We start from the raw sequence: 13,990 nt of genomic DNA, 5'->3' as shown, positions 1-13,990 counted from the left end.
GGAGCTCGCGCCGCGCGGTCGGCTAGTTCCGAGCGTCACGAATCCGGCCAGGGATCTCGAGAGATTTCAACGCAAAGACGCAAAGGCGCAAAGGCGCAAACCAGAATTTTCTTTGTATTTTTGCGCCTTTGCGCCTTTGCGCCTTTGCGTTGAAATCTCTCTTCTCTCGCCGTGCTCCCTGCCCAGGCAGCTGACAGACGCAACGAGAGCACCTGCCGCTTGTGTTTCCGTACCTCCAACGATCCACCCTCGAGGAACCATGTTGCACCATCCGTCCCAAAAATCGGCGGCCGTGAGCTCGCGCGTGAGCCGGGGCCGCTGGCTCGCGCCGGGCGCCGTGGCGCTCGCCATGCTCGGGTGTGCCGGCGAGATGCCCGGCGCGCCCGGCGGCGACGTCAGCGACGAGCTCGCCGCGATCCCGCAACCCCTCCGCGACGACGACACGCCGCTCCACGCCGCCTCCGGGGAGTCGATCGTGAGCGCCGGCGGTCGCCACGCGTGCGGGCTGAGGCCGAACAACGCGGTCGATTGCTGGGGTCTCAACGACGAGCACCAGGCCGACGACCCCGAGGGCACGTACCTCCAGGTCAGCGCGGGCTACGCCCACAGCTGCGCGGTCCGCATGGACGGGAGGGTCCACTGCTGGGGAGGCAACACCTACGGTCAGGCGATAGACCCCGTGGATCCCTCGGCGAGCCCCGGGGGTCTCCCGGGTCCCGACTACACCTTCGTCCAGGTCAGCGCTGGCCGGGAGCACACCTGCGCGCTGCGGACGAGCGGAACGATCGACTGCTGGGGGCGCAACAACCACGGCCAGGGCACGGACCAGACGCAGCAGTATATACAGCTCAGCGCGGGCGATTCCCACAACTGCGCGGTGCGGTGGAACGGCACGATGCGTTGCTGGGGCAACAACAGCGATGGACAGGGGTTGGACCAGGCGGGCACGTACACCCAGGTCAGCGCGGGCACGTATCATAACTGCGCTCTGAGGACCGACGGGACGGTCCACTGCTGGGGGCGCGGCGATGAAGGTCAGCTCGACGCCCCCCCGGACACCTTCGTCCAGGTCAGCGTGGGCGTCTACCACAGCTGCGGGCTGAAGCCGGACGGCATGGTCGACTGCTGGGGAAGCAACGCTCATGGCGGGGCGATCGATCCTCCGGACCTGTTCTCCCAGATCAGCACCCAGCGCGGGCTCACCTGCGGGCTGAAGCTGGACGGCACGGTGGACTGCTGGGGAATCGACGAGGCGGAGCCGGCGAGCGGAAAGATCTTCGGGCGCACCGCGGTCGCGGCGGGCACCTTGCACACGTGCGGGCTCCGGCCGAACGGCACGATGATCTGCTGGGGGGACAACACCTACGGCCAGGCCACGCAGCAGCCCGGCGCCTACCGACAGCTGAGCGCGGGCACCCGCCATGGCTGCGGGGTGACGGCCAGCGGCGCGGTCAACTGCTGGGGGAGCAGCAGCCATGGACAGGACGCGGATCCGCCGGGCAGCTACACCCACGTCAGCTCGGGCCACGACCACAACTGCGGGATCAGGACGGACGGCACCGTCCACTGCTGGGGAAACAACGAGTACGACAAGGCCACGGATCCGCCGGGGACCTACACCCAGGTCGCCGCGGGCGATTTCCACACGTGCGGGGTGATGACGAGCGGCAGCGTCCACTGCTGGGGCCTCAACGGCCAGGGACAGAGCACGGACCCCCCGTACACTTACACCCAGGTCAGCGTGGGCGATCACCACAGCTGCGGGGTTCGGACGAACGGGGCAGTCCACTGCTGGGGGAGCAACACCTACTTCCAGGCACAGGATCCGGCCGGCATCTACACCTTCACCCAGGTCAGCCTGGGCCGTGACTTCAGCTGCGGCCTGAAGACGAACGGCATCGCGCACTGCTGGGGGAGGGACACCGCGGATCAGGCCTCGCCGCCCCCCGCCGCCTTCCTCCAGATCAACGCGAGGAAAGACCATATCTGCGGCGTGGCGGAGTCCGGCTCCGTGGGCTGCTGGGGAGATCCCTTGTTAGGGCGGACCGCGCCGCCGACGAACACGTTCTCCCAGGTCTCCGTGGGCGAAGATCACGGCTGCGGCGTCAGGGCGGACGGCACGGCGGAGTGCTGGGGAAACACGTCTTCGTCCTGGGGCGCGGCGCCCACCCTCGACACCTTCACCCAGGTCAGCGCGGGCGACCTCCACACCTGCTGGCTGAGGACGGGAGGCACGGTGTACTGCAAGGGGGACAACACGCACAACCAGCTGACGGCGCCCGCTGGGACCTTCTCTCAGATCGATTCGGGCGCCCAGCACAGCTGCGGGGTGAAGGCGTTCGGCGGCGTGGACTGCTGGGGGAACAACCAGAACGGCAGGGCCGAGGATCAGGAAGGCGACTTCCTCAGCGTCAGCGCGGGCGACGGTCACAGCTGCGCGGTGAGGACGGACCACGCCGTGCGCTGCTGGGGATTCAACGGCCACGGTGAGTCCGACGCTCCTTCTGCTCTTGATCTTTACCGCCAGGTCAGCGCGGGCAGCGCTCGCAGCTGCGGGGTGAGGACGAACGGCACGGTCCACTGCTGGGGGAGCAACAGCTATGGCCAGCCCACCGATCCGGCGGGCAGCTACACCCAGATCGGCGTGGGCGGCGGCCACACGTGCGGGCTCAAGGTGGATGGCACGGTGCAATGCTGGGGGCGCAATGACGAGGGCCAGGCGACCGCCCCCGAGGGGACCTTCGTGAAGCTCGGCGTGGGTAAAATGCATAACTGCGGGATGAAGACCGACGGCACGGTGCACTGCTGGGGGTGGGCTCAAAAAGGCCGGCTCTGGCTCTCGCTGCCGAACTGACGACGTTCGCCTCGGTCCGGCCAGCCCTCGCCGGACCTCGGGCGGACGGGACGGGCGCCGCGCACAGGAGCTGACCGCGTGGGGCCGTGACGCCCGCCCTTGCCCGCGATCGGATGTGTGGGGCCGTGACGCCCGCCCGGCCTCGCTCGCGATCTGATAAAGCCCTGGCGCGTGCGTTCCCTCGCTCTTCCGATCTGGCTCCTGCTCGCGGCGGCGCTCGCCCCGGCGCGGGCCGGGGCGGCGCCGCCCGACGCCCCTCCGGCAAAGACCGCGGCGGCCGCGTCGCGGGTCGCCATCGTCGAGGTCGACGCGGACGACGCGCTGGTCCGCGAGGCGGCCACGCGGCTCCGGGCCGAGCTCGGCGCGGCGGGGTTCGAGGTGGTGCACATCCCGCGGCCGCCCGGGGGCGACCTGCGCGCGGCGCTCGATCGCGCGGCGGAGGAGGCGGGCGCGTTCGCGGCGGCGGCGATCTCCCGCTCGCGGGCGGGCGCGACGGCCGACCTCTGGATCGTCGACCGCGTGACGCAGAAGACGGTGGTGCGCACCGTCGAGGTCGCGGGCGCGGCGGCGCCCTCGGTGATGGCGGTGCGCGCGGTCGAGCTCCTGCAGGCGAGCCTGCTCGAGGCGAACCTGCTCGCGGCGCGCTCGCCGCCGGACGGCGCGGCGGGCGCGGCGGACGCCGGCAGGGTCGACGTCCCCGACGACGTGGCGCGGTGGATGGAGCCGGCGCGGCGGCAGGCCGGAATGGCGCCGGCGGCGCCGCGGATCGGGATGTTCGCGGGGTTCGGGGTGGAGGCCGGCGTCACGGCGCTCCTGAGCGCGGGCGGCATCGGGCCGGCGCTGGGGCCCGCGCTGCGGCTGTCCTACGGCGCCGGGGCGGACGGCGGCGCCGGGGCCGGCGGCAGCGCCGGGGCCGGCGGCGCGGGGCTGCCCTCGGGCCTCGCGGCGCGGCTGACGTTCGCGGGGCCGGCGCTGGGGCCCGCGCTCGAGGGCGAGCTCGGCACGGTCTCGGTGCGGCAGGAGATGGCGCTGCTGGAGGCGGTGTGGGCGCTCGAGACCGAGGGCGCGGTCTCGCCCGTGCTCTCGGCGGGCGTGGGCGGCGCCCACCTCTTCATCAGCGGCGATCCCCTCCCCCCGCTCCGCAGCGCGACGGGCGAGGTCTGGTCGATCGCCGCGGCCCTGGGCGCGGGCGCCGGGGTGCGCGTCACCGATCGCGCGGCGCTCCTCCTCGACGTGCACGCGATCTTCGCGCAGCCTCGCGCCGTGGTGACGCTCGGCGGGGAGCGGCTCGGCACGGCGGGGAGGCCGACCTTCGCAGGTTTCCTGGGGTTGCTCGTGCGGCCATGAGGCGGCGCGCGGAGCCCATCGCGCGGACCGGACTTGCCCTTGCCAGACCGCCGCCCGTCTCGGCGGCATCACCCGAGCCTTCTTCCGAGACCACCGCCCGTCTCGACGGCTGACCCGAGCCTTCTTCCGAGACCTCTGCCCATCTCAACGGCATCACCCGAGCCTTCTTCCGAGACCTCTGCCCATCTCAACGGCATCACCCGAGCCTTCTTCGAGACCGCTGCCCATCTCGGCGGCACGGGTCGGACCCCTCATGAGACCGCGACCCGTCTCCGCGCGACGCTCCGCTCACCGGCCGAGACCACGTCCGATCTCGGCAGCACGGTTCCCACCCCCTTCAGCACATTCCTGGCGCAGCCATCGAGGCCCCCGGGCGCTTCCGCCTGCCGCCGTTGCCTCGGCCGCCGCTGCCCATCTAGATTGGCGCATCAGCTTGATCGGCGAGGTCTTCGACGGACGTTACAGGATCATCCGGCTCCTCGGCCGGGGCGGGATGGGGTCCGTCTACGAGGCGCAGCACACGGGCACGAGCCGGCGTGTCGCCGTCAAGGTGGTCAACACCAGGCACAGCCGGGACTCGGAGGACAACATCCTTCGCTTCCAGCGCGAGGCCAAGGCGGCGGGCTCGGTCGACACCCAGCACATCGCCCAGGTGCTCGACGCCGGGACCGATCTGCGCATGGGCGCTCCCTACATGGTGATGGAGCTCCTCGAAGGAGAGGACCTCGCCAGGCTCCTCGATCGCGCCGGAGCCCTGCCGCCCGAGGTCGTCCTGCGCATCGCGGCGCAGGCGTGCGTCGGCCTGCACAAGGCGCACGAGGCGGGCATCGTGCACCGGGACATCAAGCCAGCCAATCTGTTCCTGGCGCGGCGCGACCACGGCGAGGTGATCGTCAAGATCCTCGATTTCGGCATCGCCAAGATCAAGCCGAGCGCAGGTGAGCAAGGCGAGGCGTCCAGCCTGACGGAGACCGGAGGGCTGCTCGGCTCGCCGCTCTACCTGTCCCCCGAGCAGGCGCGCAGCGTCAAGCGCATCGATCGCCGCGCGGATCTCTGGTCGCTCGGGGTCGTGCTCTACCGGGCCATCTCGGGGCACAACCCCTACGAGAAGGCGAGGTCGCTCTATGACCTCATCCTGCAGATCTGCGACGAGCCGCCGCCGCCGATCCAGGACGTGGCGCCCTGGGTGCCGCCGGAGGTCGCGGCGATCCTCCACGGGGCGCTCCGGATCTCGCCCGACGGGCGCTTCCCCGACGCGGCCGCGATGCTGGACGCCATCAAGCCGCTCCTGCCCGAGGGCTGGGCCCTGCGCGAGGAGATGCTCGCGCCCCTGCCCGAGTCGGCCCGATCCGTCGTGGCGCCCCGGTACCGCGGCGCCGCGCGCGAGCGGGCGACCCCCGCGAGGAGACCTCGCCGCGGCGCGGCCACGCCGAGCTCCGCCCCGCCGGACAGCGCCCCGCGCTCGCCGCCCGACCGGGGCCGCGCCGCGCCACGCGCGGTCGCGGCGTGGCTCGTCGGCGCCGCCTGCGCGCTCGGGCTCGGCGCGTTCGGCCTGTCGAGGGCGGTGCAGGCGCCCCCGCCCCCCGGGGGCGGCGAGCTGCCCGCGGGCGCCGTGGCGGCGAGCGCGCCCGCGGCCCTGTCGGCGCAGCCGACCGCGGCCCCGTCGGCGCAGCCGCCCGCCGCCGCGTCAGCGCAGCCGCCCGCCGCCGCGTCGGCGCAGCCGACCGCGGCGCGGCCCTCGCCGGACGCGCCCCCGGACGGCGCGTCCCGGCGCGTCAAGCTCGTGGTCATGCCGAGCGGCGTGTCGGCGGAGGTCGACGGAGCGCCCGCGCGGGTCCAGGACGGGATCCTCGATATCGTGGGCCGGATCGGGAGCGTCCACACGGTGCGCCTCTTCCGGGGCAAGGACGATGTACAAGGCGAGGTGGTGATCACCGAGTCCGGCGCCCTCCCGCCGAAGATGGAGCTCGCGCCGAGCAGACCGCCGCCCGCCCGGGCGAAGGTGCCGCCGCCGGCGCGCGCCGACGCGGACAACCCGCTGATCTCGGACGAGTTCGATTAAGGTGAGCCGGCCGCGGAAAGAGCAGGCGCCGGGCCGCCCGATGCGTCGACGTGCCGTGTCGCTGCGGGCCTGGGCCCTCGTCGCCGCCGCGCTCGCGCCGCGCTGGGGGAGCGCCGCCGAACCGCCGACGGTCGCGAGCAGCCCCGCCGCCGCGACGCCGCCAGCCGCAGGGAGCCCCGCCGCCACGGCGCCGCCGGTCGCCGACGGCGCCGCGGCGGCGAAGGCCGAGGCGGCCGCGCGCTTCCAGCGCGGGCTGGAGCTCCTCCGGGAGCGCGCCTGGTCGGGCGCGCTCGCCGAGTTCCTCGCGTCGCGGCGCCTGTACCCGACCTGGAGCGCGACCACGAACGCCGCCTACTGCCTGAAGCAGCTCGAGCAGCTCGACGAGGCGCTCGGTCTGTTCGAGATCCTCCTGCGCGACTTCCCCGACACCCTCCCCGCGCGGGCCAAGGAGGCGGCCCAGCGGGAGGTGGTCGCGCTGCGCGAGCGCGTCGGCACGATCGAGATCCAGGGCGCCGAGCCGGGCGCCGCCCTCTCCATCGACGGCCGGAGCCGGGGCGAGCACCCGCCGGTCGCGCCCCTGCGCGTCGCGGCGGGCCAGCACGTCGTCCGCGTCTACAAGGAGGGCTTCGAGCCGTTCGAGGCCGGCGTCACGGTCGCCGGCGGGCAGACGGCGCGCGTCGCGGCGCGCCTCCGCCCGCTGATCGTGGCGGGCCGCCTCCGCGTGACCGAGCGCAGCGGCTGGGCGCTCGACGTGGTGGTCGACGGCAACACCGTGGGCACGACGCCCTGGGAAGGGCCGATCGCGGTCGGCGAGCACACCGTCATGCTGCGCAGCGCGCAGCGCTTCGGGACGCTGCCGGCCCCGGTCAGCATCCGGCGCGCGCAGACGACCGCCCTCTCGCTCGCCGCCGAGCCGCTCGACGCCGCGATCCGCGTGGCGCCGTCGCCCGCGGACGCGAGCGTCGCGGTCGACGGGATCTTCGTCGGGCGGGGCACCTGGGAGGGCCGCCTGCGGCCGGGCGCGCACCGGATCGAGCTCGTGGCGGACGGCTACTTCAAGGCGGAGCGGCAGGTGGCGCTCGACCGCGGCGGGTGGGCGCTCGTCCCGGTCGCGCTCGCGCGCGATCCGGGCGCGCCCCGCTGGCGCGACCCGCCGCGGTTCACGCTCGAGCTCGGGGGCGCGCTCGCGCTCTCGCCCACCCTCGGCGGCGACATCGCGGAGCGCTGCGGCGCGCGGTGCAGCCAGGGCCTCGCGGCGGGCGGCTACGGCGTCTTCCGCGGCGGCTACGAGGTCGACCTCGGCACGCGCTTCGGCTTCGGGCTCGCCGCGGGCTACGTGCGGCTCGGGCAGTCGACGCGCGGGCGGAGCGCCGAGATCCGGGCCGTCGGGATCGCGGCCCCCAACGTGGGCGAGGCCGACGACGCGATCCAGCTGCGCGGCGCGCTCGCGGGGGCGTGGGCCGGCCTCGGCTTCGGCGGGCGGTACCCCGTGCGCCTCCGCCTGGGCGCGGGCGCCGTGATCGGGTCGGTCGCCGACGCGCGGACGGGGACCTTCACCACGAGCCGCGGCGAGCGCTACGACGTCGGCCCCGCCGTCCAGGCGCCCTCGATGGCGTGGTTCTACCTGGACCCGGAGGTCCGGGTCGGCGTGCGCCTCGGCGAGCGCGTGGAGCTCTCGGCGGGCGTCGACGTGCTCGTCCTGATCGGCGGCGCGGCGCGGTGGGACGAAGACCAGGCGATCAACGCCGCGGGCGACGGCTACGGCCGGTTCGACGCCGAGGCGCTCACGAGCCCGGTGGTGGTCGCCGTGCTGCCGGGGCTCGGGGCCCGCTACGACTTCTGACCGCGAGGAGGGGCGCGGGTGCCCGCGCCGAGGAGGACTGGTCATGCATCTCGGACCCCTGCGCACTCGCTCCGCCGCCGCCGCGCTGGCGCTGCTCCTCGCCGCGCCGCTCCCGGGCTGCGGCGCCGATCCGCCGCCCTCCGACGCGGCCGCGCTGCGCCGCGGCTTCCCCGCCCAGGCCGCGGAGATCCTCGATCGCGCGGAGGCCCTCGTCGCCGTGGAGGGCGGCTTCGCGCTGCGCGCGGCGGACGGCGGGGAGGAGCGCCCGCCGCGCCCCGGAGGGCTCTCGGCCGAGCTGCCGAGGCGCGGCGAGGGCGCGGTGGTGTTCCGCCTCGCGGGCGCCGCAGGCAACACGGGCGCCGCAGGCAACACGGGCGCCGCAGGCAACACGGGCGCCGCAGGCAACACGGGCGCCGCGGACCGCGGCGCGTTGCCGCGCTCCGCCGGCCTCGAGGTCCACGTGCGCGAGCTCGGCGCCACCGGCGAAGGCGCCGTCGCCGGCAGCGCCGTGGCGTACGCGAGGCCGGGCGGCACCTCGTACTGGACGGCGACGGAGCGCGGCTACGAGGAGTGGCTGCTGCTCGAGGAGGGCGCCGCCGCGGGCGACCGTCCGGCGGCCGCGTGGGAGGTCGACGGCGCGGCGCCGCGGCAGCGCGGCGCGGTGGTCGAGCTGTGCGACGAGGGCGGGGCGCCGAGGTTGCGCGTGACGGCGCCGCGCGCCTACGCGGCGGGAGGGCGGCCGGTCGAGGCGAGGCTCGCGGCCCGCGGCCGGACGATCGAGCTCTGGGTCGACGCGGGCGGCGAGGCGGTGCTGGTGGACCCGGCCTGGACGGCCGCGGCGGCCATCGGCACGCAGCGCGTCAGCCACAGCGCGACGCTGCTGGGCGATGGGCGGGTGCTCGTCGCGGGGGGCCTCACCATGGGTCCGGGCGGCATCACCCTGAGCGCGGAGCTGTACGATCCGGAGGCCGACACCTGGACGCCCACCCGCACGATGGCCGCAGCGTACGCCATCCACACGGCGACGCTGCTGGCGGACGGCCGGGTGCTGACCGCGGGCGGAGAGAGCTTCACGGCGATGAGCACGCAGCTGTACGACCCGGCGAGCGACGCCTGGGCCATCGCCGCCCCGATGAACACGGGTCGCATCGTGCACACCGCGACCCGCCTGCACAACGGCAAGGTCCTGGCCGTGGGCGGCAAGGGCACCGCGGGGAACCTCGGGACCGCGGAGCTGTACGATCCGGAGGCCGGCACCTGGGCGCCCGCCGCCGCGATGACCACGGCGCGCAGCGACCACACGGCGACGCTGCTGGCGAACGGCCAGGTGCTCGTCGCCGGCGGCCTCTCCGTCACCGGCGCGGACCTCGCGAGCGCGGAGCTGTACGACCCGGCGAGCGACACCTGGGCGCCCGCCGCCGCGATGACCACGGGGCGCACCTACCATTCGGCGACGCTGCTGGGCAACGGGCAGGTGCTCGTCGCCGGCGGCAGCACGGAGGGAGGGATCCTCGCGAGCGCGGAGCTGTACGACCCCGCGACCGACACCTGGACGAGCGGCGCGTCGATGAGCGTGGCGCGCACCGTGCACCTCGCGACGCTGCTGGGCAACGGGCAGGTGCTCGTCGCCGGCGGCAACGGGGAGGGAGGGACCCGCGCGAGCGCGGAGCTGTACGACCCGGCGCGAGACGCCTGGTGGCCGGCCGGCACGATGAGCACGGCGCGCACCGACAGCTCCACCGCGACGGTGCTGGGCGACGGGCGGGTGCTCGTCGTGGGCGGGCTCGAGGGCGTGGGCGCAGAGCTCTTCAGCCCCCTCCCCCTCGGCGCCGCGTGTGCGCTGCCCGGCGAGTGCCAGACCGGCTTCTGCGCCGACGGCGTCTGCTGCGAGGCCGCCTGCGACGCAGGCCCGTGCGACGCCTGCTCGACGAACCTGGGCTCCCCCTCGAACGGCGCCTGCGCGCCGCTCACCGGCCCTGCGTGCGACGACGGCAACACGTGCACCCTTTCCGACACGTGCCAGGCCGGCGCCTGCACCGGCGCCGATCCGAAGGTCTGCCGCGCGCCCGACCCCTGCCACGACGCCGTCTGCGACCCGGGCACCGGCGACTGCGTCGACGCCGCGAGGGCCGACGGCGCCCCCTGCGACGACGAGGACGCTTGCACCGACGTGGACACCTGCCAAGGCGGCGTCTGCGCCGGCTCCCCGAGGGCCTGCCCGCCGCCGGCGGACGTGTGCCACGAGCCCGGCACGTGCGACCCGCGGACCGGCCGGTGCTCCACGCCGCTCAAGCCCGAGTGTGAGCCGAACGAGACCGGCGTCGCCAGCGCCGCGCCGACCGTCCCGCCCGGCGTGCGCCTCTGCGCCGGGCCGGGCGACTGCCCGGACGGCCAGTTCTGCGTCGACTCGGTCTGCTGCGACAGCGCGTGCGCCGCGCCGTGCCATTCGTGCGCGCTGCCCGGCCACCTGGGCGTGTGCACGCTCGAGCCCCTGGGCGTCGATCTGCGCGGGGACTGCGGAGCGGCCGAGGACTGCCTGCAGACGTGCGGGCCGGACGGCGCGTGCATCGGCGCGCACAAGGGCGCGCAGTGCGCCGCGAGCCGGTGCACCGGCGCGAGCGAGGGCGTGGGCCCGGCCTACTGCCTGGACGTGGGCTTCCCCTGCCCGAGCGGCGACAGCCTGCCGTTCGACTGCGGGCGCTACCGCTGCGCGCCGGCCTTCGGCGCGTGCCTCACGCGCTGCCAGTCGGTGCACGACTGCGCGCCGGGGTCGGTCTGCGATCCCGAGGGCGCGTGCGTGCGGCCGCCGGACCGGACGCCGGGCGAGGACCCCGGGTGCAGCCTGTCCGCGCGGGCGCCGGGCGGGCGCGGCGCGGGGTGGCTCGCGGCGGGCCTCGTGGCCGCGGCGGCGGCGCTGCGGAGGTCCCGGCGCGCGGCGCTGCGGAGGTCCCGGCGCGCGGCGTCGCGGGGCGCGGGGCGCCTCCTGCGGCCCGTGCTCGCCGTCGCCGCCAGCGTCCTCCTCGGCTGCGGCGCCGAGCCCGCGCCGCCCGGCGCCGCTGCCCTGCGCGGCCGCTTCCCGGCGCAGGAGGCCGAGATCCTCGAGCGGCACGAGGCCCTGGTCGCCACCGGCGAGGGCTTCGGCGCGCGGCCGGACGCCCGCGGGGAGGCGTTCTCCCTGCGACGGCGGGGCGGCCTCCGCGCCGATCTGCCGAGGCGCGGCGAGGACGCGCTGCGCTTCCGCCTCGCCGGCGGCGCCGACGCGGCGGGCCGCGGCGCCGCGGGTTCGGCCGGCTTCGAGGTCCACGTGCGCGAGCTCGGCGCCTCGGGCGAGGGGACCGTCGCCGGCAGCACCGTCGCGTACGCGCGGCCAGGGGGCACGTCGTACTGGACGGCCACGGCGGGCGGCTACGAGGAGTGGCTGCTGCTCGAGGCGGGGGTCGCCTTTCGCGATCGCCCGGCCGCGGCGTGGGCGATCGAGGGCGCGGCGCTGCGGCAGCGCGGCGCGGCGGTGGAGCTCTGCGACGAGGGCGGGTCGGCCCGGCTGCGCGTCACGGCGCCGCGGGCTTACGCGGCGGACGGCCGGCCGGTCGCGGCGCGGCTCGCGGCGCGCGGCGATCACATCGAGCTCTGGGTCGACGTGGACGGCGAGGTGGTGCTCGTGGACCCGGCGTGGACGGCCGCCGGGATGCTGCGCACGGGGCACGTCGCCCAGACCGCGACGCTGCTGGGCGACGGGCGGGTGCTCGTCGCGGGCGCCGAACAGAGCGGAATCAACGATACGTCGGACCTGTACGACCCGGAGAGCGGCGCGTGGACCCCTGCCGCCTCGATGCGCACGGCGCGCTTCGCCGCCGCCGCGGTGCGGCTGGGCGACGGCCAGGTGCTCGTGACGGGCGGGATCGACATCACCGTGGAGCGGTACGATCCGGCGACCGATACCTGGGCCGACGCCGCCCCCATGGGCTGGCCTCGCATGGACCACACCGCGACGCTGCTGGGCGACGGGCGGGTGCTGGCCGCCGGCGGGTACAACGCCGGTGAGAACTTCGACACGGCGGAGGTCTACGATCCGGAGAGCGACTCCTGGCTCGAGGTGGCCTCGATGCCCGAGGGCCGCAGAAAACACACCGCGACGCGGCTGGCGAACGGGCACGTGCTCGTCGCGGGCGGCCTCGTCACCGGCGGCGGGGGGGGCGAGGACGTCTTCCTCTCCGCCGCGGAGGTGTACGACCCGGCGAACGACGCCTGGCTCCCTACCGAGATGAACGAGGGTCGCAGCGAGCACACCGCGACGCGGCTGGTGAACGGGCGCGTGCTCGTCGCGGGCGGCTTCGCGCAGACGGCCCTCGGCAGCGCGGAGCTCTACGATCCGGCGACGGGCAGCTGGCGACCTGCCGCCCCGATGCTCGAGCCTCGCCGCCAGCACACCGCGACGCTTCTGGCGAACGGGCGCGTGCTCGTCGTCGGCGGCCGGACCGAGGGCGACGGGTACCTCGCGAGCGCGGAGCTCTACGATCCGGCGACCGACACCTGGATCCCCGCCGGCGCGATGGCCGAGGCGCGCGGCGCCCACGCCGCGACGCTGCTGGGCGACGGGCGGGTGCTCATCGCCGGCGGCGGGAACGAGGATCCGTTCGTTCCCCTCGCGACCACGGAGCTCTTCCGCCCCCTGCCCCTCGGCGCCGCTTGCGCAGAGCCCGGCGAGTGCCAGACCGGCTTCTGCGCCGACGGCATCTGCTGCACGACCGCCTGCACAGGCCCCTGCGAGGTCTGCACAACAGCGGAGCTCGGCCGCGCGGCCGGCGTCTGCGGCCCGGTCGTCGACGGCGCCGCCTGCGACGATCACAACACGTGCACCCGGAGCGACACCTGCCAGGACGGCGCCTGCGTGGGCAGCGATCCCGTCCTCTGCGCCGCCCCCGACGCCTGCCACGACGGCGTCTGCGACCCGGCGACCGGCGAGTGCCTGTTCCCGGTCACCCCGGACTGCGACCCGGGCGAGGTCGACAGCGACCCCCCGGCCGCACCGGCGAGCATCCCGGCGTGGGTCCAGACCTGCGCCGTCGCCGCGGACTGCGCGGAGGGCTCGTTCTGCGTGTCCGGCGTCTGCTGCGACGCCCCGTGCGCCGACCGCTGCACCTCGTGCGTGCTGCCGGGGCACATCGGCCGGTGCATGCCGGAGCCGACCGGCGTGGACCTGCACCAGGACTGCGGCGCGGAAGGGACGTGCCTGAGCACCTGCGGGCCGGGGGGCCGCTGCATCGGGGCGGGGCCGGGGACGCAGTGCACCGCGTCGCGCTGCACCGACGAGAGCCACGGCGAGGGGCCCGCGTACTGCCCGAGCCACGGCGCGGCGTGCGCCACCGCCGACCGGGTCGCCTTCGACTGCGGGAGCTACCGCTGCGCGCCGGCCCTCGGGGCCTGTTACTCGAGCTGCCGCTCGGTCGCCGAGTGTGCGCCGGGGTGGGCCTGCGATCCTGGAGGCCGCTGCGTGCAGCCGCCGGAGATCGCCGTGGGAAGCGACCCGGGCTGCAGCGCCGCCGCGAGCCGCGCCGGCGGAGCCGCCGGCCGGTGGACGGCGGCGCTGCTCGCCGCGGGCGCGCTGGCGCTGCGGCGGCCGCGGCGCCGGCGGCGCCGGCGGCGAGCGCTCGCCGGACCGCGACAGCGGCGCTCCTGTCCCACCTCGTGAACCTCGGTATCGCTCTCTCGCGATCGCGATAACGCGCTGAACCCGGCGCACGTGCACCGGAGATGCCGCCGACGTTGCCGCGAAACAAATCGCTTGCTCGGCCTCATCCGCTATAGTAGATACGTATCTAACATAACGGATATCGTTCCTCTCCTCTCTCCCTCGCGCCCCCTACCCCTCGACGCGCGGCTCTCC

General features: G+C 75.4%; 5 protein-coding genes. All 5 read left to right on the top strand.

The window, feature by feature from the left end; genetic code table 11:
* Positions 1-292: 292 nt before the first annotated feature.
* Entirely contained in the window at positions 293-2,854 is a 2,562-nt protein-coding gene (locus tag WMF43_RS15135) for an RCC1 domain-containing protein (protein ID WP_437680949.1), read from the top strand.
* A 171-nt stretch (positions 2,855-3,025) separates the two neighbouring features.
* Positions 3,026-4,201, top strand: coding sequence for a hypothetical protein (locus WMF43_RS15130; RefSeq protein WP_437680947.1), 1,176 nt, complete (start codon positions 3,026-3,028; stop codon positions 4,199-4,201).
* Between the two features lie 433 nt (positions 4,202-4,634).
* Entirely contained in the window at positions 4,635-6,263 is a 1,629-nt protein-coding gene (locus tag WMF43_RS15125; RefSeq protein WP_437680945.1) for a protein kinase domain-containing protein, read from the top strand.
* Between the two features lie 40 nt (positions 6,264-6,303).
* Positions 6,304-8,106, top strand: coding sequence for a PEGA domain-containing protein (locus WMF43_RS15120; RefSeq protein WP_437680943.1), 1,803 nt, complete (start codon positions 6,304-6,306; stop codon positions 8,104-8,106).
* Positions 8,107-8,149: 43 nt separating this feature from the next.
* A complete protein-coding gene (locus WMF43_RS15115; protein WP_437680941.1) occupies positions 8,150-13,795 on the top strand; it encodes a kelch repeat-containing protein in 5,646 nt (1,881 codons plus the stop codon).
* Positions 13,796-13,990 lie beyond the last annotated feature (195 nt).

It is taken from the genome of Sorangium sp. So ce131, from assembly GCF_051519095.1.
Lineage (GTDB): Bacteria > Myxococcota_A > Polyangia > Polyangiales > Polyangiaceae > Sorangium.
The sequence above is the reverse complement of the archived record's forward strand: the minus strand, read 5'-3'. Positions and strand labels throughout refer to the sequence as shown.